Below are 26,964 nucleotides of genomic sequence, written 5' to 3'. Positions count from 1 at the left end.
CCAGAATATGCCTTTTATAACAAATACAAAAGCAAAAGAACAAGTAGATATATTTTATGAAGATTACGGAAGTGGACAACCGGTGATTTTAATTCATGGGTGGCCATTAAGTCGTAAGTCTTGGGAACAACAAGTATGGAAGATAGTAGAGGAAGGCTATCGTTGTATTTCGTATGATCGTAGAGGATTTGGAACATCGTCTTCACCATGGGATGCTTACGATTATTCAGCCTTAGCGAGTGATTTAAATGCGATTATAGAAGAATTGGAATTGAAAGATGCAATCATCGTAGGTTTTTCAATGGGCGGAGGAGAAGTAGTTCGTTATTTAACCGAATACGGACCTAGTAGAATTGCCAAGGCTGCATTGATAAGTTCAATAATACCATTGGTTAAAAAGAAATCTGATAATCCTGATGGGGTGCCAGAAGATGCTCTGGAAGGAATTATAGATGCACTTCAAAAAGATAGGGTAGGGTTCTTAAAAGAATTCAGTAAAGGTTTTTACAATTTTGATGAAAATGAAGGGGAGAGAATAAGTCAGTCACAATTGGATTATGACTTTACCATTGCTTCATTCGCATCGCCAAGGGCTACGATACAAACAGCTTTAGCTTGGATGCATACTGATTTTAGATCAGAGTTGGAAAATGTTACGGTACCGACATTAATTGTACACGGTGATGCCGACGCAACCGTACCAATTGAAACGTCTGCAAAACAAGCGCATGATGGTATTAAGTACAGTACATTAAAAGTTATTAAGGGAGCTCCTCACGGTCTTAATGTAACCCACCCAGATGAATTAAATGAAATATTAATTTCTTTTTTGAAGAAATAATTTAATACGAATAAAATGTAAATCGGACCCGAACAAGGTCCGATTTTTCGTTTCTGAAAATGGTTTTTAAAAATAAATGAGTTCAAGTACAAAAATTAAAGCTTGTGTTTTTCTATTTCTTATGGTAATAGTGTTTAGCTGTAAGCAAATTAGAAAAGTTGCCGATGTAATTGTACAGCCTACGGCAAGAGAACTCTATGCCCGAGAATTTGAAAACTTAGACTCATTACGATATAGCAGTTGGAAACTGGCGTTTAAAAATGCAAAGGACGATAGCTTGCAAATACGTCTACCATATTCTGAACATGGGGAATATTATAAAGAACGCATTACGGTGTACAGCTATACCGTTTTTTTAAATGAGGGAGAAATATTCAATGTTGCCATAGAAAATAAGGTTTTGGGAATTAGAAATTTTATTAACCTGATTAAAGTAAACCCAGATAATAGTTTAACGGATATATTTCAGAATGAATTGGCTGAAAATGAAGTCAAAATACCTATTGATGAAACCGGAATTTATAAAATTACCATACAACCGGAATTAGATTCGCAAGGGGCGTTCACCTTTCAAATGTATACGTCACCCAGTTTTGGCTTTCCTGTGCTTGGTAAAGATAATAATGCCATACAAAGCTATTGGGGAGCCGTAAGAGATGGCGGTGCACGTAGTCATGAGGGTATAGATATATTTGCACCAAGAGGTACACCCGTAGTAGCTGCCGTTGAAGGTATGGTAAGTTCTACAGGAGAAAGGGGCTTAGGCGGAAAACAAGTTTGGTTAAGAACCGGACTCTTTGGTAAATCGCTTTATTACGCGCATTTAGATAGTATATTGGTGTCAACGGGCAATAAAGTAACTATCGGTGATACTTTGGGTCTAGTAGGAAATACGGGCAATGCCCGAACCACGGCACCACATTTACATTTCGGAATTTATAAGTCTGGTCAAGGCGCAATTAATCCACTTCCATTTGTGAAGCTGACAGAAAAACCAGATGTTCAACGGTTGATTAGTACATCTAGATTTTTAAAAGTATCGTCAGCGGTAGCCAATATTAGAAATGCACCTGAGGTTGCAGGTATTAAATTGGGTGAAGTTAAACGTAACGATACATTATCGCTTTTAGGATATACAGAAAATTGGGCGCACATAAAACTACCAAGCGGAAACAAAGCTTTTATATACAAAAGTCTGGTATCGGAACTTTAATTGATTTCACTATTTATAAAGAAAAAGCCTCTTATTCTTTAAGATTAAGAGGCTTTATTTATGATTCTATTTTGGATTGATTATTTATTTATTAAAAGCTTAGCAGATACCGGCAAATGATCAGAAATGTGTTTGTTGTTTTCCATTCTATCATCAATATGTATGTATTCTAAAACTTCAAAATTCTCCACAAAAATGTAGTCTATTCGATTAGACAATACTCGGTTTTGGTCAAATCCACTGAATGTCCCTGACGGTCCGTAGAACGGTTTTTGAGTACTATGTTGACCATCCGTGAGGGCATTCTGTAAGAATTGAATAGGTTTTGTGGAGGGATTTAAATTTAAATCTCCCATTAAAACCACCGGAAGCTTATCGGTATTGACCTCCTTTATTTTTGAAACAATGAGTTCGGCAGATTTTTCACGAGCTACAGTCCCTTTATGATCAAAATGCGTATTAAAAACCAAGAATTGTTTTTTAGTGGCAACATCTTCAAACAATCCGTACGTACAAATACGCTCCATAGAAGCATCCCAACCAACCGATATTTCATTAGGGGTCTCAGAAAGCCAAAATGTTTCACTCTGTAAGAGCTTAAATTTTTTAGCATTAAATAGAATAGGGGAGTACTCTCCTTTTTCTTTCCCATCATCACGTCCAACACCAATATAGCTATAGTCAGAAAGTTGTTCATCTAAATACGTCAATTGATGATGCAGCACCTCTTGCATGCCAATAATAGCAGGACTGTAATGCCCTAAGAGTTTAACCATGTCAACTTTACGGTCATTCCAATTATTTACCGTGTCATTAACATTGTCATATTTAATATTATAGGTCAAAACAGCTATTTCTTGACTATAAAGTATAGCTGTTGAGATGAGGAATGTTAGAACAAATACCACTTTTTTCATGCTATTCTGCATCTTTATATTTTTCAAACCAAGCTAGAACACTTGCAATTTTAGCCACCAAATTACTAGGTCGGTTCGCAATACCGTGTCCCGCACCAGGTATACGTACCATAGCGGTTTCAACACCTTCTAACTTTAATGCGGTATAAAATTGTTCAGATTCTGCTATAGGTGTTCTGTAATCTTCTTCACCCGTTAACAGCATTGTTGGTGTGGTAACATTGGCAACGTACATTAATGGAGAGCGTCTAAAATAGTTTTCTGGGTCTTCCCAAGGTTTTTTACCGAACCAGTATTTTGAGAAAAATGCGGCACCATCGGCATATAGTACAAAACTTGTCCAGTTGATAACAGGTTTTGCAACTACGGCAGCTTTAAATCGGTCTGTTTTACCAACGATCCAAGCAGTTAAAACTCCGCCGCCACTACCACCGGTGACATATAAATTATCGGTATCTACATACCCTTTTTCAATAACGGCATCAACACCGCTCATAAGATCTTCATAATCATGATTAGGGTAGTCGTGGTGAATAAGATTACCAAATTCCGCTCCATAGCTGGTACTACCACGTGGGTTACTATAAAGAACTACATAGCCTGTCGCAGCGTATGCCTGTATTTCTGCACTATACACAGAACCGTAGCTAGTAAATGGTCCGCCATGAATTTCAAGAATAAATGGGTATTTCTTATTTGGGTCAAAGTTTGGCGGAGTCACCACCCAACCTTGAATTTTCTTTTGGTCAAAAGATGATTCCCACCAAATTTCTTCGGTTTTGCCTAAATCTCTAAATGAGAAAAGATCATCGTTTACAAAAGTCAGTCGTTTAGATCCTTTTTTATCAGCAGCTCCAAGGTCAGATGGGTGTTCGGTATTACCTAAAGTATAAGCAAATTTTGAATTGTTAGAAACCGTGAAATCTCCAGCGTTATATGGTCTGCCTAATGATAATCCGCCAAGTCCTTCAACAAGGGTAGTTACTTTACCGTCTAATGTAATATGCCCTATTTTCGTAGCCCCTTCCGTATCATACTGAAAATAAAGACCTTTACCATCATTTGCCCATTGTACATTGGCAATATCTCGATCAAAATCTCCTGAAATTAACTTTGAGTTGCTACCATCCGTATTCATCACATAAAGGTTTGTAATCTGGTACCCTTGCAACTTATCATCGTTACCGGTGTAGGCAATCATTTTTCCATCAGGGGATACTTGTGGAGAACTATCAGGACCATATCTAGACGTTAATGGAGAAACTTTTGCCGTAGCAATATTCAAGGCATACACTTCGCTATTAGCAGGCTCAAAGGCTTCATCAGGATTAAAATTTGCAGAGAAATAAAGCGTTCTGTCGTTTTTTGCCCATACAGGAGCACCATGGTCAAACTTTGTTGTAGTCAATTGCTTAGGTGTGCCACCATCTATAGATAAGGTGAAAATTTGATTGTGTCCCCCTTTAATGTAACCTTGTCCGTCACCTCTATAATTTAATTTGTCTATATAAGTTGGCGGGGTATTCCACTTTGCGCCTTCTGGTTTTGCCGGTAGTTTTACAATAGATTGTTCAGCTTCTGGTACAAACATGGTAAAAGCTAAGTAGCGGTCATCATGAGACCAACTTACGGCACCAGGTGCTTTTGGAGTATTGGTTAATGGGGCAATCTCTTTAGTATCCATCCACATGAGGTACAATTTCATTTTTTCATCTTCTTTGTTCGATTTAAAGATGATTTTTTTACCGTCGTGCGACCAACGAGGATAGTAGTCGTTTTGGTTGCCAGTAGTCAAAGGTCTATTTTGCGAACCATCATAATTTATAATCCAAAGATTCGATAAATTTCTATCGGTCATAATATCCTTAAAGTTCCTAACATAGATAATTTTACTACCATCAGGAGAAATCTGAGGGTCAGAAACATACTCCATATTAAAAATATCGGTCAGCTCAAGGTTAGAAGAAACTTGGGCGGTAATAGATGTTGTAAAGAATAGAAGAAAGAGTGTTTTAATAATAATTTTCATAGTGTTGAATTTGGTTTGAAACGATGCTATGAAGATAGCGAAATACTTAAAAAAATGAATCGCTATTTTGCAGAATTGAGTAAGTATTAACATTCAGTTTTTTAATCCTTTTTGTATTTTCACAATATGGAAGAAAAAGGATTTTTACATCAAATTCATCCTGTACTGCCGGTTTGGGATGTTGTTGAGGCGCTAGACTTTTATGTGAATAGATTGGGCTTTAGAATTGCTTTTGCCGATGATGCTAAAAACCCTAAATACGCAGGTATATTAAGGGATGATATAGAAATTCATTTGCAATGGCACGATAAAAAAATGTGGGAAGTGGAAATGGACAGACCATTGTTACGTATTGTCTCTCAAAATATCGAAGCCTTGTATAATGAATATTCTAGGGTAGATGTTTTTCATGCTCATACCTTGTTACGGGAAACAGCTTGGGGTACGCGTGAGTTTGCTTTTTACGACCCATTCAAAAACGGATTGACATTTTATAGAGATGTGTAGCGTGTTATTAAATTGATTATCAGGATAAAAATATAAAAATGAAGGTATTATTTATAGGAGGAACAGGAAATATAAGCACACCAAGCAGTAGATTGGCAGTAGCTAAAGGAATAGAATTATATGTATTGAATAGGGGAAAAGCCAAAGTTGAGATTGACGGTGCACATTCCATTATTGGAGACATTAACAAACCGAAAGAACTTACAGAACTTAAGAAGCACGACTGGGATGTTGTGGTGAACTGGATAGCTTTTACTCCCGATGATATTGAGCGCGATATTAAATTATTCAAAGGGAAGACCAAGCAATACATCTTTATAAGTTCGGCATCGTGCTACCAAACGCCATTAAGTTATCCAGTAATTACGGAATCTACTCCGCTACATAATCCGCTTTGGGACTATTCTGAGAATAAAATACTATGTGAAGACCGATTACAAAAAGCGTATAGAGAAGAAGGGTTTCCAATAACGATTGTTAGACCTTCATTGACCTATGATACTGTAATACCAATTGCAATTGGCGGATTCAATAAATTCAATACCGCACAACGGATTTTGGATGGTAAGGAAATTATAATACATGGAGACGGAACTTCATTATGGACAGTGACACATTCAGATGATTTTGGGAAAGGATTTGTGGGGTTGTTAGGATTACAAACTGCTATAGGACACGCTTTTCATATCACATCAGATGAGGTGTTGACCTGGAATATGATTTATAAGATTTTAGCTGATGCTTTAGGGAAAGAAGCAAAAGTAGTGCATATAGCGTCGGACTTTATTTGTAAAGTAGAGCCGTCATTTACGGGTACACTTTTAGCGGATAAGGCAGAAAGTGTCTTATTTGATAATACGAAAATAAAAACCTTTGTACCCGGTTTCAAGACCACTATTCCGTTCTCGGAAGGGATAAAGAGGACCGTAAAGTGGTTATTAGAAAACCCCGATCATCAAAATATAGATGAAGAAACTGAAGCTAAGATTGAGAATGTGTTGAAGGCTTATAAGGGTTTGTAGGTTTACGAGTAAACTAGTAGATTGATTCACCATTCGTATTACCCACCCCTTAATCCCCTCCCGGGAGGGGAGACTCACGTTTTTGATTGGGGTATTTGATTAAAAAGTAATGTAATATCGCCTAGAGAAATTTATCGCAAAGTTTAAATACATGCTCAAACTGTTCCCCTCTTGGGAGGGGCTAGGGGTGGGTTTCGAGTGTATAATTTCACAAGTTGTTCTATATGATTATTTAGGATATTTGTTTGAAAAGAATTAAAAGTTGGTAAGTGGATTTTTAGAATAACTCACCATCCGTATTACCCACCCCTTAATCCCCTCCCGGGAGGGGAGACTTAGACATTTTATTTGCGAGCTTTTGATCAACAATTAATTTGAAATCGTCTTGTAAAATTTTTAGCGAAGGATTAAAAAATATGTTCAAACTATTCCCCTCCTTGGAGGGGCTAGGGGTGGGTTTCGACTGTGTAATTTCGAAAGTTGTTCTAAATGAGAGTTTAGGGTATTTGACTAAAAAGTAATTTGAATTACTTAGTGAAATCTTTTGCATAAAGTATAATACAAGCTCCAACTATTCCCCTCCTTGGAGGGGCTAGGGGTGGGTTTCGAGTGTATAATTTCACAAGTTGTTCTATATGATTATTTAGGATATTTGTTTGAAAAGAATTAAAAGTTGGTAAGTGGATTTTTAGAATAACTCACCATCCGTATTACCCACCCCTTAACTCCCTCCCAAGAGGGGAGATACACGTTTTTGATTGGGAGTATTTAACCAACTATTAATTTGAAGTCGCCTAGTAATTTTTTTCACGAAGGATTAAATACATGCTAAAACTGTTCCCCTCTTGGGAGGGGCTAGGGGTGGGTATTTTTCAGTGCCAAACTGCTAATAAGTGAATTTATAAAATTAAAAGTATATCATAAAATTCTAAGCATCCCATAATAAACTGCTGTTAATAGCAGTAGTACAAGGCTAATGGCTAAAAAAAATATGGATCGTTGAACGTTTCTAAATTTCCATGCGGAGATCTTGGAATTGATATATATCTGCTCACCCAATTGCTCAAAAACTTCTTTTTCATTGATACTTACATCATAAAACTTCTGTGAAAACTCTTTAATAGTGCCAAACTTGGTAATAACATCTCCAAAATAAAACACATTATCACTGTAGTTCCCTTCAAGTTTCGGAATAAAGCAGCGTACACTGTAAAAGATAGAAACTACGGTAGCTATAAACCATAGCCCAATTAGTATATAGAACAAAATGGCATTTGAAACAGAATGCATTACAGGAGCAGCACTTTGATAGATGAAGTTTAGAATAATACCGTAGAAAGAGAGTATAAGTCCCGCCTTCAATTCCGAAGCCTTTATGAGTCCCGATACATAGTTAATGGTGCCCCAATAATGATCTACTAATTCTTCTGCATGTCCCTTGGATTTTAATTCATCTAACAGCCCTTTCTCGAAAGCCGTTAAGGTATTTTGAACTTCCACTTTCGTAGTTTTTTCCTTTTTATTGTTTGTTGGTTTGGTCATGATTTTTTCGTTTAATATCACAAGCTATTCTATCACATTGTACACGGTAAGCGGTTGCGATTTATTTTTCATATTTATACTTCCTAAGTTTTCACATTTAAAGGCTTCTTTCACCTGCTCATAACAACTTTCACAGATAATAATTTGATTTTCTTTTGCCGCATCTTGCAACCTGGCGGCAGTATTTACCGAGTCTCCTATAACGGTGTAATCTAGACGCTTAAGAGTAGCGGAACCAATATTGCCAGAAATCATTTCACCACTTTTAATACCGATGGATACTTTGGGTTGGTACGTTTCTTTACCTTCTTCTTTAGGTAGGCTATTGACTTGATTTCTAATGGCCAATGCGGCATCAATGGCACGGTCTAAATGATATTCACCTCTAAATACGGCCATAACGGCATCACCTATAAATTTATCTATGATTCCGTCCTGCTCCATGATTTCTTTTACCATGGTGTCGAAATAAGTATTTAGCATGGAAACGACGACATCGGGACTCGTGGTTTCGCTAATTTTTGTGAATCCGCATACATCAATAAACATTACGGTACCCTCAATACTTTCGTTAGCCATTATTTTAGACTCATACTCTTGACCTCCCATAAAATTGAGTACATTCTCATCTACATACATTCTCAGAATATTATTCTCTTTAATAGCCTGTAGGGTTTTCCTAATTTCTTTGGCATGCTTTAAGGTTTTCTCCATAGTTAGAGTAAGGTCCTCAAAATTGATAGGTTTGGTAATAAAATCGAAAGCACCACGATTCATGGCAACACGAATATTTTCCATATCTCCGTATGCAGAAACAATGACCGATTTAATTAACGGGCTAGATTCATGTAACTCTGAGAGTAGGGTAAGACCGTCCATTTCGGGCATATTAATATCGCTCAAAACAATATCTATTCCGGGATTTTTATCCAGCTTTTCTAGTGCGTCTCTACCATTAATAGCAAATACAAACTCGTATTCGTTTTGCCGTATTTGTTTTCTAAATTTTTGCTTGATGAGTATTTCTAAATCTGTCTCATCATCTACTACCATTATTTTTGCCATAGTCTTAGATTAAGGTTATCAGCTTATTTTTTAATAGAGAAAAATCTAAAGGCTTGGTAAGAAAATCATCGGCACCCAAGTTTTTTGCCATTGTTCTATTTTCATCATCTCCATAGGCGGTAATCATCATAACCATTGGTGGTGGTTTTACATAATTCTTTTTAATGTTATCCAATAACTCTAAGCCGCTCATCCCGGGCATATTTATATCAGATAATATAAGCACAGCTTCATGTTCCATTGCTTTCATTAGTTTTAAAGCTTCTTCGCCAGAGAATGCGAAAACAAATTCGAGCTCCTCTTTTTTTATTTCTTTTCTAAAACGCTGTTGAAAAAGTACTTTTACATCTTGTTCATCATCTACAACTAATATCTTCATAAGTTGGTCTTTTTGTAATTTTCAAATAATTTTAATGGGGAACATTAAATCATTTATTTTGTTGGTAATGCGATAGTGAAGGTGGTACCTTCTCCTTGTTTAGTATCAACAGTTAATTCACCGCCGTGAGCTTTTACAATATCATAACTTAATGATAGTCCAAGTCCTGTGCCTTCTCCAGAAGGTTTGGTGGTGAAGAAAGGTTGAAATATTTTGTCCAATACCTCTTTAGGTACTCCGTTACCATTGTCAGATACTTTAATGAGTACCATATTATCCTGTTTTTCTGTACTTACAGAAACGGTAGGATTGTAGCCTTTTGGGTTTTCTTCCTTTTTCTTCTTAACAACATAAAAAGCATTGGTAATTAGATTTAAAATTACCCTACCCATATCTTGGGACACGATATTTAACTTACCGATGGAGTCATCAAAATCGGTATTCAATGTAGCATTAAAGGTTTTATCTTTTGCTCGCAAACCATGATAGGCTAGGCGAAGGTATTCATCTGATAAACTATTGATATCGGTCATTTCTTTTTGACCGGTACTGCTTCGGCTATGTTGTAGCATCCCTTTTACAATACCATCGGCACGTTTACCATGAAATATAATTTTGTCTTCGTTGGCAGAAACATCTTTTGCCAGGGCTTTTACTTCATCATAATTTCCATTAATTATTTCTTCCTCTAGTTCTTCAAGAAGTTCTTTGTTTACTTCAGAGAAGTTGTTGACAAAATTTAACGGATTTTGGATTTCATGGGCAATGCCGGCGGTAAGTTCACCAAGGCTTGCCATTTTCTCGGATTGGATGAGTTGTGATTGTGTGGCTTTTAAATCATCTAAAGATTGATTTAATTCTAATGTTCTTTCTTTAACTAGTTGCTCTAAAGTATCTTTTTGTTGGGATAAAATGGATTCTTTTTCTTTAGATAATTTTTGAACACGTTCTAAATTTAACCTTAGATCTTGACTACGTTTTCCAAAAGCATAACCTAAATAAATAGCTAAAACAACATTGGTGAGCATAAAAGCAAAAGGAATAAATTTCTCTATGCGCTGCTCTACTAAACCCATATATAAACATAGTATTAAAGTCCAAAAGACAAGTTCAATACAGCTAGAACTCAAAAATAAAAAGCTGGCAATTTTATTTTTATTCCAAGATTTTAAACTTAAACGTATTATAGCAGCATAAAATAAAATTGACCAGATTGGAGCCAACACGTCAGGGTCATATAAAAAATAACAACCTATAGTTAAAAAACATAAAACACTAATAGTTTTAAAAACAATGTCTATAGGCTGTTCTAAAATTTTATAAAAACAGAATAAAAGAATAAGGCATGATATAAGAATGCAAGTGTCAAAATAAAACGTTAGCCAAAAATAAGTACCAGTGTTAGGATAGAATGACAGTACTCCTAAAGTAAATAGAATTAAGAATAATAAAGAGGCAGCAAAATAACCGTTAATTCTCTCTTTAGGAAAGAAGATGAAAAACGATAGGAAAATAATAAACATTAAAATAGCAAGACCTAGTGAGATATTATAATTATTGATAAATTGTCGATAAAAAGCTACACGGTAATTCTTTACAAGGTCAGTTGAATTGGCATTACGCAAAGACGATAAATAAATTCTAAATAGTCCGTTATAATGGAAATAGATAGGGTATTTGAATTGGGCATTGACAAAACGTATAGCTAAAATTTGTTCTTTGCTTTTCTCTATAGGTATATGAAGTATTTGTCGAAATGGATTATTGTAAATAACTTCATCTTTGTTGGAACTTACTTTACCCAATTGGTGAATTAGTTTGCCATCTAAATAAATTTCTGAAGCTCCTTCTTGATATATATTTAAGACTAGAGCATCATTTAACGACTGGTCTGCCATAATACGTTTACGAAACCATACAATCTCACCTCTATCTGCAATAACGTTTTTACCATCAAGAAGATTTAAGTTACTACTAGAGAATTCATTCCAGGTAGAGTCATCAAATTCTGGATTAGCCCATGACATATTATCTCCTTTTTGATAACGCCAATTGTCACCAAGAATCATCCATTTATCAGCAACAGTAGTATCTGTAATGACTAACACTTTGTCTTCTTGACTAAAAACTGTCAACGGTAGTAGAAAACCAATAATGTATAATATATGTTTCATTATCATTTAAATTATGGGAAAAATGATTTTAAAAGTGGTTCCTTCACCTTGATGTGTTGTCACCAGCAATTCACCACCATGCCCCTTAGTAATAATATCGTAGCTCATGCTTAAGCCCAAGCCGGTACCTTGCCCAGTAGGTTTGGTGGTGAAAAAGGGTTGGAATATTTTCTCTTTGACCTTTTCAGGAATACCGTTACCATTGTCAGAAACACTAATGGTGATATGTTCATCAGACTTTTTAGTGCTGACAGTAACTATGGGCTTGAAATTAACATTCTTTTGTTTTTTCTCGTTTACCGCATAAAAGGCATTGGTAATCAAATTGAGAATTACCCGCCCCATGTCTTGTGGTACAATGTTTACTTTTCCAATGCTCTCGTCAAAATTTGTAATGAGTTCGGCATTAAAAGTTTTATCCTTTGCCCGCAGACCATGATAGGCCAAGCGCAAATACTCATCTGCAAGGACATTGATATCAGTTGGTTCTTTTGTGCCGCTGCTGCTACGACTGTGTTGTAGCATACCTTTCACAATATTGTCCGCGCGTTTACCGTGATGGTTTATTTTTTCTAGGTTTTGTTTGATATCCAACGAAATAGCCTTCACTTCTTCAAGATCTCCTTTATCCAATTCCTCGTTCATTTCATCAATAAGTTCATTACTTACTTCAGAAAAATTATTGACGAAGTTTAGCGGGTTTTGAATCTCATGGGCAATGCCGGCTGTGAGTTCTCCGAGACTCGCCATTTTCTCTGATTGGATGAGTTGAGATTGGGTGGCTTTTAATTCTTCTAAAGATTGATTTAATTCTGATGTTCTTTCTTTAACTTTTAATTCTAACTTTTCATTTTGAGAAGTAGTAAGCGCACTCTTTTCAGCTTCAACCTTTACAAGTTCCATTGCATTTTTACGCATATTCTCATTTTTCTCTCTCATGCGATAAGCGACAAATGCCAACATTCCAAAATAAAAAATTCCCTTACCAATTAAGTCACTATTTACAGAAACTAATCTTAAACTAAGATGATCACCAGAAGCGAGCCATCTAAATATAAGTCCTAGAAAAGAAGTAGTAAAAGATAAAAATAAACTAAACATGACTACCCTGACAGACATTACTTTTTTTCTGGATTTTAATGCGAAAATGAGTAAAAATATGGCAATCCCTATTACCGTAATTAGGTAGGAATAAGAACTGAAATACATTGCTAAAGATGCTATTATACAGAATAGAATCAACAATTTATGAAGGTTTCCATATAACATCCTATAGCCCAATAAAAGACATAATATAGGGAAGAAGAAAAATAAAATATTACTTACATAATCTAATGTAATCATGATGTTAGAAGGTAGGGTGAAAAATAAACTATCTCCACCAAAGAATGCCGATGCAATGGTTTCTAGTAACATTACAGTGCAAAAAAGAGCTATAATTAATAACTCCTTTTCATCTCTAATTAGAATATAGAGAAGCCAGAAAAGAATTGAGAATATAAAAGAGCTGATCAAGTCAAATAAAGCTTTAAAACTCAATAAACTCATATAGTCAAAATACGCGTTGGATACAATTCTGGTTGAACCCACTAGAGCTTTGGTTATGTTTCCATAAGTGCTATAGTCAGCATAGTGTATCGTTAATGTATGTACTGTATCAGGTTCTAAAAATATTGGGGTTCTTATTTCAAAATCTTGAATGTGTTCTTTAAATGAGGCTCTATCGTTCCCTTTTTCGCCAAATTGACGGAACAACTTTCCATTTAAATAAATATCCTCTGCAGCATGATCTTCTTTATCTAAATAGAGAGGAAGCTTTGCTATAGCACTATCAATAGTAAACTGCAATCTGAACCATCCTTCAAATTTTCCAGAATTATCTACCATATCATTAGTTATCTCAGAAGGACTTAATCGTTCCCAGCCAGCTAAATCAATCTCTACAGGAGATAAATCTTTTTCATTGCCCGATTTAAAAATCCAACCTTCTCTATTTTTCAACGTTAAACCAAATAGTGGATCTACATCTGCTTTCGTAAAATGTATAATGGTATCGAGTGCCAATCCATTATCATCTACCGGGTTTTCTTGCCCACTTGCCGTAAATAGCATACAGAATAATAGCGTGATGAATAGTAGGGATTGTCTAATCATTGATTTTTAAATTATTAGTTGAACCTAGTTCAAAAATGGTTCTAAAGAAATTAGAGGTAGAAGAACGAATTAAAAACACCTCTTTAACCGAGGTACCGTTAAAACAAGTGTCATCATTAAAAATGGTAGCATAGGATTTTACATCGTCATTTAAATAACTTGGTAACCATGTGTTATAATCTTCTACGACTTGTTTTTCCCTTTTTACAGCTAATTTCATGCACAATTGGTGGTTGGTTAAAAAAAATAGCACTGATTACAACTTCATATTCGCATTTAATGTTTTGAATTAAACACAAGACAAATCGGGCTGCACATCAGGGGGCGATGAGCAACATATTGTGAATCAGAAAAATAAAGGGGAATTTTACACCCTTAAAGTACGTAATAACTTTTACTTTAAAAGTGTTTTATTGAGAATCTTAGATGCAAGAGATGAACTAGAATTCTAAATAAGGAATTAGCACAAAAAATATAGTATTAGATTGAAGTTATGTAATAACGGTACTCGGTATCAATTCTTCCACAATTTCACCATCTTTCAAATACACGTAGTACGAATGATTTTCATCGTTTAAGGAAACCGAAGTATGAACTTCACCATCAATGAAATGAATTGCAGAACGGTCATCGCAGGCGTAACCATCGGATAGTTTGCCGGTCTTTATGTTTTCAAAGTATAAAGGTCTTCGTGAAGTTTCAGAATTGTAATGTGGACAGTGGCTTTTGTCAATAAACGCCATACCACCAACGATACTTAATTCCTTAGGTCTGGAGTCTGTAGTACCGCCATTAAACCAACATAAAGATCCTGCACTACCGCCTCCCATGACAACTCCGTTATCATAAGCTTTTTTAAGGGCAACATCAATACCTTGAGCTTTCCAGATGGCCAACATATTTAAGGTGTTGCCGCCACCAACGATAATGGCATCCATTCGAGAGATAATTTCCTCGAAAGAATCTTTTTGGTCGTATGAATTAATCCATACAGATAGTACATGCGGAGTAACATCTATTTGAGAGCACACATCATAGAAAGAAGCAATATACTGCTCGTCTTCTCCACTGGCGGTAGGAATAAAACACATATTCGGTTTTTCCTTGCCAGTAGCTTTAGCAATATAATTTAAGAATGGTACGGTATGGCGACCGCTACCGTAAATAACCATTTGCTTTTTCATAATGAGAAGTATTAGTATGAATATGATGCTAACAGAAGCTATTCACTTCTGCTAGAGTCATTACGTTTTTTGGGTCTACTTGTATTTCTATTGTTCTTTCCTCTAAAGTTGTTACCACCAGGTCTATTTCTGTTTCTATTTTTGTTACGCGAATTGCCTTGCTTTTTTTTCGGTGGCATCGGTTGATCATCAGAAGGTGTATCGGCATCTACAAATTGATGTTCTGGCATACGTGGTACAGATTGTTTTATCAATTTCTCAATATCACGTAAATAGGCTCTTTCTTCTTTATCGCAAAATGAAAGTGCTGTACCACTAGCATTTGCACGCCCAGTTCTACCAATACGGTGAACATAAGTTTCAGATACATTAGGTAAATCGTAGTTTACTACTAGAGATAAGTCCTCTACATCTATTCCCCTAGCGGCAATATCGGTAGCAACTAAAACTTTAAGATCTCCGTCTTTAAAAGCTTTTAATGCCTTTTGTCTCGCCGTTTGCGATTTGTTACCATGTATGGCAGCAGAACGTATACCGGCTTGGTCAAGTTTCTTTACAATCTTATTAGCGCCATGCTTGGTTCTTGAGAATACGATTAAGGTATTTTTAGGATTCTCCTTTATTAGGTGAATTAAAAGTTTAGGCTTATTTGCTTTGCTAACAAAATAAACTCCCTGTTCAACTTTTTCTGCTGTAGCTTGTTCTGGCTTAATAGTAACGCGTTCAAAATCGCCCAACATTTTTCTAGAAAGCTCCACGATATCTTTTGGCATGGTAGCCGAAAAGAATAATGATTGTCTTTTAGGAGGTAATTTTGCAATGATTTTTTTGATGTCGTGAATAAAGCCCATGTCCAACATTTGGTCAGCTTCATCAAGTACTACGTGCTCTAAATCTCTAAAAGAAATAAAACCTTGATTCATTAAATCTAATAAACGACCCGGAGTAGCCACTAAAATATCTACGCCACCTCTAAGTGCGTTTACTTGTTTTCCTTGTTTTACTCCGCCAAAAATAACGGTATTTCGTAGCCCTGTATACTTACCATATGCGGTAAGACTTTCGCTAATTTGAATAGCCAGTTCACGGGTAGGTGTTACAATAAGAGCTTTTACTTTTCGCTTTGTCTGTCTTAAGCTAATACCCTCGTATAACTGATGTAAGATCGGAATACCAAAGGCGGCAGTTTTACCAGTACCTGTTTGTGCAACTCCCAGAAGGTCTTTGCCTTGGAGTAATATAGGAATGGATTGTTCTTGAATTGGAGTAGGGTGAGTATATCCTTCAGCTTCTAATGCTTTTAGGATTGGTTCGGCTAGGCCGAGTTCTTTAAATGTCATAAAATATTAATAAGATGCAAAGGTACGCTTTAATGTGGAAGGAAATAGAAAGTGAGATTAAAGTACGAAGTACAAAGTATTAAGTAAGAAGTGCTAGGTAGTTCAAAGTAAGAAGTAATAAGAAGTTAGAAAATAGAATATAGAGAATAGACTTTTTTTCACTAGTTCTTGATCAAGCGTATTTAGCGTAGCTAAATTTTATAGTTTCCAACAACCAACAACCAACAACCAACAACCAACAACCAACAACTCATTTTTGAACTTGAACTTGAACTTGAATCTTGCACTTGAACTTACAGTCCCGCCATTGCAGCTTCGGCACAACGTTCTCCGTCCATAGCGGCAGAAACGATTCCACCAGCATAACCACCACCTTCGCCACATGGGAAAAGACCTTTGATTACTGGGTGCTCTAATTTTTCATTTCTTGGGATACTAACCGGTGATGAGGTTCTAGATTCTACTCCCACGATATTTGCTTCAGCAGTATAATATCCGTGCATTTTATCACCGAAGGCTTTAAAGCCTTGGCGTAATCTACCACCAATTAGCTTAGGTAATAGTGAATGTAGGGGAGAAGAGTTGAGTCCGGGTTGATACGAAGTCGGATTTAAATCTACAGAAAGGTTTCCTTCTACAAAATCCGTCAATCGTTGTGCGGGAGCAGTTTGTGTTCTTCCACCGGAAGTAAATGCCAATCGCTCTAAGTTCTTCTGATATTCTAGTCCTTTAAGCGCTCCAAATTTCTCGTATTTAGGAATATCTTTATCCACGTTAATTTCAACCACGATACCCGAATTAGCATACAGGTTATTTCGTTTGGATGGAGACATTCCATTCACCACGACCTCGCCCGGTGAAGTTGCAGCAGGAACAATGAATCCGCCAGGGCACATGCAGAATGAATACACACCACGGTCTTTAACCTGTTCCACCAAACTATAAGAAGCCGCTGGTAGCAATTCGCTACGGTCACCAGAACAGTGGTATTGAATGCTATCTATGATATGCTGTGGATGTTCTACACGAACACCCATAGCAAATGACTTTGCTTCAAGAGCAATATCTTTTTTATGCAGTAAATCAAATATATCACGAGCTGAATGTCCCGTTGCCAGTACCACTCGTTCCACAGCCATTTCATCGGTTTCGTTTAAAACAATCGCTTTTAAGGTATTGTCTTTAATAACGAAATCGGTCACCTTAGTATTAAAGTGAATTTCACCACCGTGATGCTGAATTACTTCACGAATATTCTGTACAATTTTAGGCAGTTTGTTGGTTCCGATATGCGGATGAGCATCTACCAGAATCTGGTCTGTAGCACCGTGAAAAACTAAACTTTCAAAAATGCGACGAACATCGCCACGTTTAAGGCTACGGGTATATAATTTTCCGTCAGAATACGTACCGGCACCACCTTCACCAAAGCAATAGTTACTTTCTGGGTTAACCTGATGGTCTTGGTTGATGGCTTTCAAATCTCGTCTACGATCCTTTACATTATTACCTCGTTCAAGAACTATAGGTTTGTAACCCATTTCTAAACAACGTAATGCCGCCCACATACCAGCAGGTCCGAAACCAACAATATGAATTGGTTTTGCGTTCGAGACATCTTTGTATTTAAAATTAAGGGTATCGCTAGGGGCAGGTTCATTAATATAAATTGCCAGTTTGTAATTAAAGAAAATTTTAGGCTTACGAGCATCAATAGATTTTCGGAGAACCTTAATTTTAAAGGTGCCATCTTCGAGTCCTAAGTACTTTGCCGCACGAATTTCTAATCCGTTAGGTGTGCCTTCTTCCTTTAATGATAACCGCAACTGTACATTTCTGACCATGATGCAAAATTAAAGTAAAAATTATGATGAGCACGCTAGCCAATCAAAAATGCTGAGGAGAATTGTAGTTCTATTTTTCTACAATAGTTCTAAAAGTCAAATTTACCCTAGGATTCTTGCTTTTAGTTGTTGGCGGCAGTCGATGTAGCCAATTCGTCTGGGTTTCATCTTTCATAATCAATAAGCTACCATGTTCTAAAACCAGTTCTACTTTCTCTTTGGTTTTTTTATGTTTAAAAGCGAATTTGCGTTCATCGCCAAAACTAAGAGAGGCAATGGTTCCGTTCTTTTTTAAGTCCTTTTCGCCGTCACTATGCCAAGCCATACCCTCGCTACCATCATGATATAAGTTTAGTAGGCAAGAGTTAAACGTTTCTCCCGTTTCTTGTTCTATTTTATGTTTCAGTTTTAGTAACTCCGTCGTCCACGGTAACGCCAGTTTGGTAGTATTAGAGTAAGTATATTCGAATGGTTTTTCGCCATACCAAGCTACTTTACGTTTGGTAATAATCTTTTTGCCAAAGATGATGGCTTCATCATTTTTCCAAACAATGTTGTTTAGTAGTTTATCTAGGTAATTCTCAGCTTCCTGTTGGGTAAGTATTTTCCCGTAGTAATTAACTGTTCCACCCTTCGGAAGCAAATTTTTACTATGGTCAACCTTTATATCAAATAAGTTCATTTTCTAATTCATGCTCATGTGCTTTTACAAGCTAATAAAATTTTAACGCTTTAAAAAACAAAAGCGAATAGCTAACCTTTTTTAAAAGATTATCTACTCGCTTTTACAATTAAAGAGAACTTTGTTGATATAGACTAATTACTTTTAAGCAAGTTCTTAATCACCTTGTCCCATTTTTCTATAGACTGAAACTCTCCGCTCAATTGATAGTTTACTTCAGCATTATAGAATTCAAAAACAGTATCGGGTTCATTTGCTTTTTTAGAAAAAAGTTTTAAAAGTAAACGCTCTGTTATTTTCTCTTTTCTAGCATACGATTTGCCGATGTTGGCAATTTCAGACGTCTTAATAGTAGATAAATCGGTGTATTGCTGATTTAAAACATCACCATTTTTAGAAATAAAGAATACGAACTTTTTCTGTGCATCAACACCTATGGCGTAGTGACCAAAAATTTCATGTTCCGTTATTTTACAATTATGTTTACTGGCAACATCGTTTAGAGATGTCATCATTTGTTTTTCTTTCGTTTTTCTACTTCTGCTAGTTACAACAAAAGGCATTGCACAAAGTGCAACAGATGCTAAACCAATAGCGGCTATTCCTAATTCCATTTTCTAATTTTTTAAATATGATATATTGTTTTCTGTATGATGTTTTAAATAACATCATATCAAATAGTTACATATGGTTACCAAAACGATAACCTTTAAAAAAATGGATTACCAGAAACTATGGAATGGGAAGATGAGATCAGACTTTCTATGTCTTATCAATAACGTATTAGCAAACAGTTGGTACTGCTTTATTCTTGCTACAAAGCGTAACTCACTATTATTTAAATGTGAGTTGAAACTTGTGAACGGTAATTTGTAATTCGGAGATGATACTTCCGCAACATCAGAAACTGAAATTTCAGATTGCTGCGCATGCGGAGATAATGTCTTTGTAGATTCTTTAAATAAGGATTGCTTATTACTGCTAAGGCTTATTACAACCTCATTAGAAAAGGGTAACGTATTTGCAGAACTATATATCCCGAAACAATAAATTGTAACGAGTAAAAGAACTCTAAATATGTTATTTGTACTTTTCATATTAAGCAATAACCGCTTGGTTTAGAATTACATTTACTTCTTTTAAACTTTCGTCATTATCTAGCAGCAATACTAGAGTATCATTAGCTTCTATAATGGTAGAACCTCCGGGTCTAACAAAAGTTCCATCTCGTTTGATCATAACAATAAATGCAGCCCTTGGTAAGTGCAAATCTATTATACGTTTATCTACCGCAAAACTATTTGGCAAAATTATAACTTCTTCCATAGCAGATTTCGGTAGATTGAGAATATATCTATCATTTTCTGCTATAGGTTTTACTTCGTCAGGCAAAGCAACATTCAGCCATTTTGCAAAAATAGACAATGTAGTGCCTTGAATTAGTACTGATGAAACCGATATAAAGAATACAATGCTGAAAATGATATTCGCCTTGTCAATACCTGCCAATAGGGGATAGGTAGCAAATACAATAGGCACTGCTCCACGTAAACCTACCCATGAAATATAAAACCGGCGTCCCATTTTCATTTTAAAGAACATGAGGCTCAATAATACACTAACTGGTCTTGCTACTAGAATGAGGAATACTGAAATCAATAACCCTATGCCCAAATAAGGTGTAATTTGAGAAGGAAATACTAATAATCCTAAGGTTAGGAACAATACAATTTGCATTAACCAAGCCATACCATCGAACATTTTTAAAATGGTCAATTTATGAATTAAATCTTGATTACCTAAATACACGGCGCAGATGTAAATGGCTAAGAATCCGTTACCACCAAAGGCATCTGTAGCTGAAAAGGTGATGAACATTAAAGCGATAACCAATACCGGATACAAACCTTCAAAACCAAGTTTAATTTTGTTGATGATAATCTCGCTCAATTTACCAAAAGCAAATCCACCTATAGCCCCCAGTATCATTTGTTGCAAAAATAGGGGTATGATGGAAAGAACACTTAAATCTTGATTAATGACCAAGGTTAAAAAAGCAAGTGTTAGTACATAGGCCATAGGGTCGTTACTACCACTTTCTAGTTCTAATGTAGGTCTAAGGTTGCTTTTTAACGCTAAGTTCTTTGAGCGTAATATGGAGAAGACAGCGGCGGCATCGGTAGATGAAACTATAGATCCCAAAAGCATACTCTCGTAAATGGTGAAGTCTGTAATGTAATACACAAAAGTACCTAGTGTAAGTGCTGTAAGTAAAACACCTAAGGTAGAAAGTACCAAACCTTCTTTTAAAATCGGTTTTACAGCTTTCCAGTTGGTATCCAGCCCACCAGAAAAAAGAATGAAGTTAAGAGATACTATACCAATGAATTGTGCAAGCTTGGGGTCATCGAATTGAATACCACCAATACCATCAGAACCTGCCAGCATACCAATAGCCAAGAAAAGGATTAATGTAGGTACTCCAAATTTATAGGATGTTTTACCTACTATAATACTAATAAACAGTAAAATAGAGCCTACAAGAAGTATGTTTTCTATGGTGAGGTTCATTGGTGGTTATTAATCTTAATTTTAATGTAGCAAAGTTAAATCATTTATTAAAAAACCAATGTAAATGCTAAGGTTTGGCACAATGTTAACATGTTTTATTAGTACCTAACATTTATTAAAAAAATTAATTTGTTTTTCTGATTAGGGCAGTTATAATATTTATGAGGTATAGAGACTGTATACAAACTGCTACAACTGCGGATAAAGTAATAGTTACTTGTGCATCAAAATATAAAGAGGTAATACCTTGATTGGATTCCGGTAAGAAAAATGGGATCAATAAAATCAAGCATAAACTGAGAACTGTGATGATTAAATGAATTATGGTAAGCCAATTTACCAACCTTCTGTTTAATTTAATTACAACCCAATAGCCTAACCCTAGAATTCCGAAGATAATGGAAATCAAAACAGCTAAATGCAATAACGCAATTACAAAATAAGTATCATGAATATTAATGTCAAGTGTTTTATCAGGTTTTAGCAATCCAATGAGTAGTATTATTGGAATAAGAATCCAGAACATAAAATGTGGTACTTGAGTAATTTTCTTCATCTATGGTTGTAGTATTATTCTTAAGGTCAAGTTAATCATTATTAAGGTCTTGCCAATTTGTATTTTAAATTAATATTTATAAATACATTTGCATGTATCAATATATTAAATACATCATGGAGCTAAAACAGGTTGAGAAAATTTCTAAGGCATTAAGTGATGTTAATCGGTTGAAATTGTTGCAGTACATGCAAAAGAACCAAGGTAAGGTACAATGTACTAAAGCCTGTAATTTACTTGATTTAGCACAACCATCTATTAGTCACCATGTAAAAAAACTTGTAGAAGCAGGCTTGATAAACAAACATAAAATAGGTCGTAATTATAATTATACCTTAAACCATGAAATGTGGGATAATTACTTGTTGAGGTTACAAAACCTGTAATTTTTTAAATAGATATATAGATACTTTTAAATATATAAATGAATTTATTTACATGAAAAATATAAAATATTCTATATTGGATTTAGCCATAGTATCTGAGGGTACTACGCTAAAAGACACTTTTGATCATTCCGTAGCTCTTGCGCAAGCAGCGGAAGAATCTGGCTATACCCGTTTTTGGTTGGCAGAGCATCATAATTCCATAGCTATTGGTAGTAGTGCAACATCTATATTAATAGGTAAGATTGCCGAAGAAACAAAAACGATACATGTAGGGTCTGGCGGAATTATGTTGCCAAATCATTCCCCATTAATTGTAGCGGAGCAGTTTGGGACATTAGGAATTCTATATCCTAACAGAATAGATTTGGGTCTAGGTCGCGCGCCAGGTACAGATCAGTTGACGGCACAGGCTATACGCTCCGATTTTTTTCAGGCAGCACAGTCGTTTCCTTTAGAAATTGAAAAAATACAACGTTACTTTTCTACTAAAAATGCTAGTGCAAAAGTACGTGCTACTTTGGCGGAAGGGGTAGAGGTGCCTTTATACATTTTAGGTTCAAGTACAGATAGTGCTCACTTAGCAGCTAAAAAAGGTTTGCCTTATGCATTTGCCAGTCACTTCGCAACAACACACTTAATGAATGCCTTGCAAATTTATCATCAAGAATTTCAACCATCGAGTGAGTTAGAAAAACCATATACTATGGCAGGGGTGAACATTATCGTAGCCGATACAGATGAAGAAGCAGAACGCATTTCTACATCGCTTTACAAAATGATCGTTGGTTTGTTGACAGGAAATAGAGGTTTTATGCAGCCACCAGTAGATATGACTGAAGATATACGCGAATTAAGTCAGAATCCGTCTGTTCAACAAATGTTGAAGTATTCCTTTATTGGTAGCAAAAAGACAGTTAAGAATCAAGTGCAACAATTTATTGCAGATACCCAAGTGGATGAACTCATTGCGGTAACCAATATTTATGATGGCAAAGACCGTATTAAGTCTTACCAATTGTTTGCTGAAATTATGAAAGAATTAAATGGAGGGCAGAAATAACTGCTCTCTGTTTTAATCTTTTATTTCAACGGTAGATTGTCGCTCTCTATTAACGGTGAGTTTTGTTACATCTGGTCGTGAATAATGCCCGACAGCATCAAAATTTTGACGTTCTTCAAGTACTCTATTAAAATCTATTGTCGTTGTAATAAGACCTTCTTTGTCAATAACCGGTGGTAAGATCCATTCTCCATCCGGTCCGGCAATACAAGAACCTCCGTTTGCCAGAGTATCAGGACAGTTTTCAAGAATAGTATCTAAGTGTGGTGTGTCTTTAGGGAAATCGGTTTTGCTCATTAAACTAGAAACGGAAACTACAAAAGATCTAGATTCCCTTGCAATGAACCTTGTAATATCAGCAGTGTTGTAATCGGAACCCGGCCATACGGCAATATGCAAATCTTCTCCCAAACCATATAAAGCGGTCCGCGGAAGAGGCATCCAGTTTTCCCAACAATTTAATCCACCAACGGTGAAGTTCTTTAACTCGTGAACTCGTAAACCATTACCATCACCAGGCGCCCAGGTAAGTCGCTCTTCGTAGGTTGGTTGTAATTTTCTATGAACAGATTTAATTTCACCATCACTATTGATATAAACAAGGGAGCAGTAGATACTGTGACCACCTCTGTTTTTTGCTCGTTCCATGAGGCCTAAGTAGATGGCAATCTTATGTTGTTTTGCAAGCACACAGATATCATCTAATTCACCCGCTTCTATTTGAATGGAATTTTTAATATAATGAGCGTGAATTTCTTTCTGCACTTTAGAATCAAACTGAGCACCATTGGTCATGGAAACCCAAAAAGGATAACCTGGTAATAAGGCTTCACCAAATATTATAAGCTCACAATTATCTTCACCAGCTTTAATGATATAATCCTTGATTTTATCAATAGTCTTTTCTTTATTTAGCCAAACCGGTGAGATTTGAGCCATACCTATTTTAAGGTTGTTTTGTTCTGGAGTATCTATAATTTTAGTCATTACTGATATTGGTGTTTAATTTAGTTTGAAGCTGTTTTTTAAATCGTTGTGCGAAAATATGATTAGGGTCTAATTCAAGTGCTTTATCAAGGTTTGAAGTTGCTAAAGACAAACTATCCATTTTTAAATAAATACTACCGTATAAAACATAAGGTTGAGGTATATTCGGGTCATTGATCTGGGCATTAAATTGGTCGGCAATAGCGAGTGCTTTTTTGAAATTCCCCAAATCAGATTCCAAGGTAGCTGCATAGCTAATAAAAAATGGTATTTTCTTTTGTTTAGGTGTGGTAAGAAGGTGTAACGAATCTAAGGCTAATTCAGGTCCGTAAATAGCATTCAATACCTCAATGTATTCTGCCTTTATATATGTTTCGTTGGGGTATTTATGTATAAAAGTTCTATAGTTTTTCTCAGCTGTTGACAAGAAATTTGATATAAAATCTTTCTCTAGTTTTATTTGTTGTTCACGTGCATTAAATAGTTCTAGCGTAATCATGGTAACTTCTAAAATCAGTTGGTCGTCTTCACGAACTTTAATTTGAGAGTTATTTAGGTCGTTTAAAATTTGAATTCTTTCCTTGAGATTGGTCGTGTTTTTACCAATTAACGCCTGCCCGACAATAAAAGTAGAATCGAATGCTACAGCTTTTCTAAATGCTTTTTCAGATAGCGTCCATTGACCATAATCTAGAATATGCTCCCAACCTTTATTGAAGTAAAAAACAGCAGAATTGTTTTTAGCACCATAAGAGTAAACGGTTGATTTGGTAGATGATTTATTTTGTTTTTGCTGACATGAAGTAAACAATACAAAAGCTAGTATATAAATGGAATACTTCAATGACATGGAAAATAGATTTAATCGAAAATATTATTTTTAATTTCATTCGAGCCATTCCAAGATCTAAAATATATTACCGAATCGGCTTGACCTACAATTTTTATTAAATCATCAATAGCTTCTGGTATATATTGAGATTTGTGGCAATCTGATGCGGTATGCCCAAGCAATAAATCTTCCTTATTGAATGGTATTCTATAGGTTAGAAATCTCTTTTGAGTTCTTTTTAAATTATCGTTTAACCATTGTACTAAATCAGTATTAAAGCTAACATTCGTGTTACTTATTTCTTTCGGATACCCGTAATACAAAAGGTTCTGCAAAGATTCTGATGTTTCTCGTTGAAAAACCTCGGTAACTACGTTACTAACAATTCTATGGTCTGGGTGACCGTATTGGCCACCAGGTCCAAAACTAATTACAGTATTAGGTCGGTATTTAGTAAAAAGGCTATCAATTTTTTCGTCTAAAGAATTAATGTTCTCTTTTTGCGCTAAATCTCCGTCTATATAACTGAGAAATATCGGCGGATTAAATTCTAAGGTTTTTGTAACGCATAAGGCTTCTTCTGCACGTGTTTTTGCCAATAATTCACCCGCTGGAATATTTGCATGAGGTGTAACTCCTTTTGAGCCATCGGTAACAATCACCAAGTGAATATTTACCCCTTCTTTTTGATATTTAGATAAGATAGGGGATATAACAATCTCATCATCTGGGTGGGCAAAAATTGCCATTAAGGTTTTGTCTTTATTTGAGTTTTGTTGGGGTGCATTGTTTAGCATTTGATTATCTTTTTGATCTACCGTCTTTTTGTCTAAGTCGGTGCAGCTTGTAAGTATAAAAAGAATGGAGAAGGCAATAAGGTGTATTAAATTTTTGATCATCATATTTTTTAAAAGTTGTATTCTATTTCGTTTTTATTGTTATAATGATAGTAGAGAAGCCTAATTTATTTTTCAATTATTTTTTTAGCTGTCGGTAATTTAAGGACTAATTTTTTTACATCAATTTTTACTACTTTAACTGACTACTAAATTATAGCAAAATGAAGTGTTTAAAGTATGTAATAGTGTTTGTCTTATTTACTGCATGTAAATCATATGAAATAGGTAAAATAGACACTCCAAAAGGAGAAATTTTAATATGGTTGCATGACGAGACTCCCAATCATAAAGCAAGTTTTATAGCATTAGCAAATGAAGGTTATTGGGATTCGTTGACCTTTAATAGGGTAATTCCAGATTTTGTAGCACAAGGTGGTTGCCCAGATACCCCGGAAGGGTTTAATAATCCCGAATATTTGTTAGCTCCAGAATTTGATTCTAAACTAACACATACCTATGGAGCAGTTGGGGCAGGACGAGATGGTAATGCCAAAAAATTATCGGCACGTTGTCAGTTTTATATCGTGCAAAATAAAGATGGTCTACATCGCTTAGATGGTGACTATACTGTGTTTGGTAATGTTTTAAAAGGGATGAATGTTGTAGATGAATTAGTTAATGTTCCAAAGGATTCTACAGATAGGCCGTTTACACCGTTACCATTAGACATTTCAGTAGTAAAGGTATCCTCGAAAAGGTTAAAAGATCTACGGCAGTAAAGTAACTAATAAAATGGTGTTTGTTTTTATAAAAGCAAATGAACGGTAAAACTTCTCG

Annotated in this window: 25 protein-coding genes; 7 read left to right on the top strand and 18 right to left on the bottom strand. The window is 35.5% G+C overall.

Annotation, left to right across the window (positions count from 1 at the left end; translation table 11 throughout):
* The first annotated feature begins 7 nt into the window (after nucleotides 1–7).
* Together P177_RS12660 and P177_RS12655 are read left to right on the top strand one after the other, a co-directional pair.
* Nucleotides 8–841 carry an alpha/beta fold hydrolase gene (locus P177_RS12660; protein WP_036155293.1) on the top strand — a complete coding sequence of 278 codons (834 nt, stop codon included), beginning with the start codon at nucleotides 8–10 and terminating at the stop codon, nucleotides 839–841.
* 76 nt (nucleotides 842–917) lie between these two features.
* Entirely contained in the window at nucleotides 918–2,054 is a 1,137-nt protein-coding gene (locus P177_RS12655) for a M23 family metallopeptidase (RefSeq protein WP_036155291.1), read from the top strand.
* An 80-nt stretch (nucleotides 2,055–2,134) separates the two neighbouring features.
* Here the strand turns inward: P177_RS12655 and P177_RS12650 are convergent, their stop codons facing one another.
* Both P177_RS12650 and P177_RS12645 read right to left on the bottom strand, forming a co-directional pair.
* Nucleotides 2,135–2,971, bottom strand: coding sequence for an endonuclease/exonuclease/phosphatase family protein (locus P177_RS12650; RefSeq protein ID WP_036155289.1), 837 nt, complete (start codon nucleotides 2,969–2,971; stop codon nucleotides 2,135–2,137).
* A gap of 1 nt (nucleotide 2,972) precedes the next feature.
* Nucleotides 2,973–5,000, bottom strand: coding sequence for a S9 family peptidase (locus P177_RS12645; protein WP_036155287.1), 2,028 nt, complete (start codon nucleotides 4,998–5,000; stop codon nucleotides 2,973–2,975).
* Between the two features lie 126 nt (nucleotides 5,001–5,126).
* Between P177_RS12645 and P177_RS12640 the strand changes: the two genes are divergently transcribed.
* Nucleotides 5,127–5,507: a glyoxalase superfamily protein gene (locus tag P177_RS12640; RefSeq protein WP_036155285.1), complete on the top strand. Its 381-nt coding sequence runs from the start codon at nucleotides 5,127–5,129 to the stop codon at nucleotides 5,505–5,507.
* 38 nt (nucleotides 5,508–5,545) lie between these two features.
* A complete protein-coding gene (locus tag P177_RS12635; RefSeq protein WP_036155282.1) occupies nucleotides 5,546–6,529 on the top strand; it encodes an SDR family oxidoreductase in 984 nt (327 codons plus the stop codon).
* A 918-nt stretch (nucleotides 6,530–7,447) separates the two neighbouring features.
* Here the strand turns inward: P177_RS12635 and P177_RS12625 are convergent.
* From P177_RS12625 to P177_RS20220, 13 genes are all read right to left on the bottom strand, one after another.
* Complete coding sequence (locus tag P177_RS12625) at nucleotides 7,448–8,071, bottom strand: Pycsar system effector family protein (protein ID WP_245233042.1); 624 nt, start codon at nucleotides 8,069–8,071, stop codon at nucleotides 7,448–7,450.
* A 24-nt stretch (nucleotides 8,072–8,095) separates the two neighbouring features.
* On the bottom strand, nucleotides 8,096–9,136 hold the full coding sequence (locus tag P177_RS12620; RefSeq protein ID WP_036155274.1) for an adenylate/guanylate cyclase domain-containing protein: 1,041 nt from the start codon (nucleotides 9,134–9,136) through the stop codon (nucleotides 8,096–8,098).
* Nucleotides 9,137–9,140: 4 nt separating this feature from the next.
* Nucleotides 9,141–9,515 (bottom strand): response regulator, encoded by a 375-nt coding sequence (locus P177_RS12615; RefSeq protein ID WP_036155272.1) that lies wholly within the window; start codon nucleotides 9,513–9,515, stop codon nucleotides 9,141–9,143.
* Nucleotides 9,516–9,568: 53 nt separating this feature from the next.
* Complete coding sequence (locus P177_RS20390) at nucleotides 9,569–11,689, bottom strand: ATP-binding protein (RefSeq protein ID WP_245233041.1); 2,121 nt, start codon at nucleotides 11,687–11,689, stop codon at nucleotides 9,569–9,571.
* Nucleotides 11,690–11,695: 6 nt separating this feature from the next.
* The gene (locus P177_RS20385) at nucleotides 11,696–13,843 is read right to left on the bottom strand and encodes an ATP-binding protein (RefSeq protein ID WP_245233040.1); all 2,148 of its coding nucleotides are present in this window, start codon (nucleotides 13,841–13,843) and stop codon (nucleotides 11,696–11,698) included.
* On the bottom strand, nucleotides 13,836–14,063 hold the full coding sequence (locus P177_RS12600) for a hypothetical protein (protein ID WP_036155270.1): 228 nt from the start codon (nucleotides 14,061–14,063) through the stop codon (nucleotides 13,836–13,838). The genes P177_RS20385 and P177_RS12600 overlap by 8 nt, the downstream gene beginning before the upstream one ends.
* Before the next feature lie 271 nt (nucleotides 14,064–14,334).
* Nucleotides 14,335–15,027, bottom strand: a complete 693-nt coding sequence (locus P177_RS12595) for a Type 1 glutamine amidotransferase-like domain-containing protein (RefSeq protein WP_036155267.1) — start codon at nucleotides 15,025–15,027, stop codon at nucleotides 14,335–14,337.
* A 38-nt stretch (nucleotides 15,028–15,065) separates the two neighbouring features.
* Nucleotides 15,066–16,367 carry a DEAD/DEAH box helicase gene (locus tag P177_RS12590; RefSeq protein WP_036155266.1) on the bottom strand — a complete coding sequence of 434 codons (1,302 nt, stop codon included), beginning with the start codon at nucleotides 16,365–16,367 and terminating at the stop codon, nucleotides 15,066–15,068.
* A gap of 293 nt (nucleotides 16,368–16,660) precedes the next feature.
* Nucleotides 16,661–18,211 (bottom strand): NAD(P)/FAD-dependent oxidoreductase, encoded by a 1,551-nt coding sequence (locus tag P177_RS12585; protein WP_036155264.1) that lies wholly within the window; start codon nucleotides 18,209–18,211, stop codon nucleotides 16,661–16,663.
* Between the two features lie 70 nt (nucleotides 18,212–18,281).
* Entirely contained in the window at nucleotides 18,282–18,893 is a 612-nt protein-coding gene (locus P177_RS12580; RefSeq protein ID WP_036155262.1) for an alpha-ketoglutarate-dependent dioxygenase AlkB family protein, read from the bottom strand.
* Nucleotides 18,894–19,027: 134 nt separating this feature from the next.
* On the bottom strand, nucleotides 19,028–19,507 hold the full coding sequence (locus tag P177_RS12575) for a hypothetical protein (protein WP_036155260.1): 480 nt from the start codon (nucleotides 19,505–19,507) through the stop codon (nucleotides 19,028–19,030).
* 484 nt (nucleotides 19,508–19,991) lie between these two features.
* Nucleotides 19,992–21,464 carry a potassium/proton antiporter gene (locus tag P177_RS12570; RefSeq protein WP_036155258.1) on the bottom strand — a complete coding sequence of 491 codons (1,473 nt, stop codon included), beginning with the start codon at nucleotides 21,462–21,464 and terminating at the stop codon, nucleotides 19,992–19,994.
* Between the two features lie 124 nt (nucleotides 21,465–21,588).
* The gene (locus P177_RS20220; RefSeq protein WP_036155256.1) at nucleotides 21,589–22,020 is read right to left on the bottom strand and encodes a hypothetical protein; all 432 of its coding nucleotides are present in this window, start codon (nucleotides 22,018–22,020) and stop codon (nucleotides 21,589–21,591) included.
* A 92-nt stretch (nucleotides 22,021–22,112) separates the two neighbouring features.
* On the opposite strand from P177_RS20220, the gene P177_RS12560 reads away from it, so the two are divergent.
* Together P177_RS12560 and P177_RS12555 are read left to right on the top strand one after the other, a co-directional pair.
* On the top strand, nucleotides 22,113–22,406 hold the full coding sequence (locus tag P177_RS12560) for an ArsR/SmtB family transcription factor (protein WP_245233039.1): 294 nt from the start codon (nucleotides 22,113–22,115) through the stop codon (nucleotides 22,404–22,406).
* A 46-nt stretch (nucleotides 22,407–22,452) separates the two neighbouring features.
* On the top strand, nucleotides 22,453–23,469 hold the full coding sequence (locus P177_RS12555) for an LLM class flavin-dependent oxidoreductase (RefSeq protein ID WP_157486556.1): 1,017 nt from the start codon (nucleotides 22,453–22,455) through the stop codon (nucleotides 23,467–23,469).
* Nucleotides 23,470–23,481: 12 nt separating this feature from the next.
* On the opposite strand, the gene P177_RS12550 is transcribed toward P177_RS12555, so the two are convergent.
* From P177_RS12550 to P177_RS12540, 3 genes are read right to left on the bottom strand one after another with little or no spacing between them, the layout of a single operon-like run.
* Entirely contained in the window at nucleotides 23,482–24,456 is a 975-nt protein-coding gene (locus P177_RS12550) for a carbon-nitrogen hydrolase family protein (protein WP_036155240.1), read from the bottom strand.
* Nucleotides 24,449–25,306, bottom strand: coding sequence for a tetratricopeptide repeat protein (locus P177_RS12545; protein WP_036155239.1), 858 nt, complete (start codon nucleotides 25,304–25,306; stop codon nucleotides 24,449–24,451). The genes P177_RS12550 and P177_RS12545 overlap by 8 nt, the downstream gene beginning before the upstream one ends.
* An 11-nt stretch (nucleotides 25,307–25,317) precedes the next feature.
* Complete coding sequence (locus P177_RS12540) at nucleotides 25,318–26,190, bottom strand: PIG-L family deacetylase (protein ID WP_036155238.1); 873 nt, start codon at nucleotides 26,188–26,190, stop codon at nucleotides 25,318–25,320.
* Between the two features lie 158 nt (nucleotides 26,191–26,348).
* On the opposite strand from P177_RS12540, the gene P177_RS12535 reads away from it, so the two are divergent.
* Nucleotides 26,349–26,906, top strand: a complete 558-nt coding sequence (locus P177_RS12535) for a peptidylprolyl isomerase (RefSeq protein ID WP_036155236.1) — start codon at nucleotides 26,349–26,351, stop codon at nucleotides 26,904–26,906.
* Nucleotides 26,907–26,964 lie beyond the last annotated feature (58 nt).

The organism is Maribacter forsetii DSM 18668 (assembly GCF_000744105.1).
GTDB classification, from domain to species: domain Bacteria; phylum Bacteroidota; class Bacteroidia; order Flavobacteriales; family Flavobacteriaceae; genus Maribacter; species Maribacter forsetii.
Note: the sequence above shows the minus strand (reverse complement) of the source record. Positions and strands in the feature narration are given on the sequence as shown.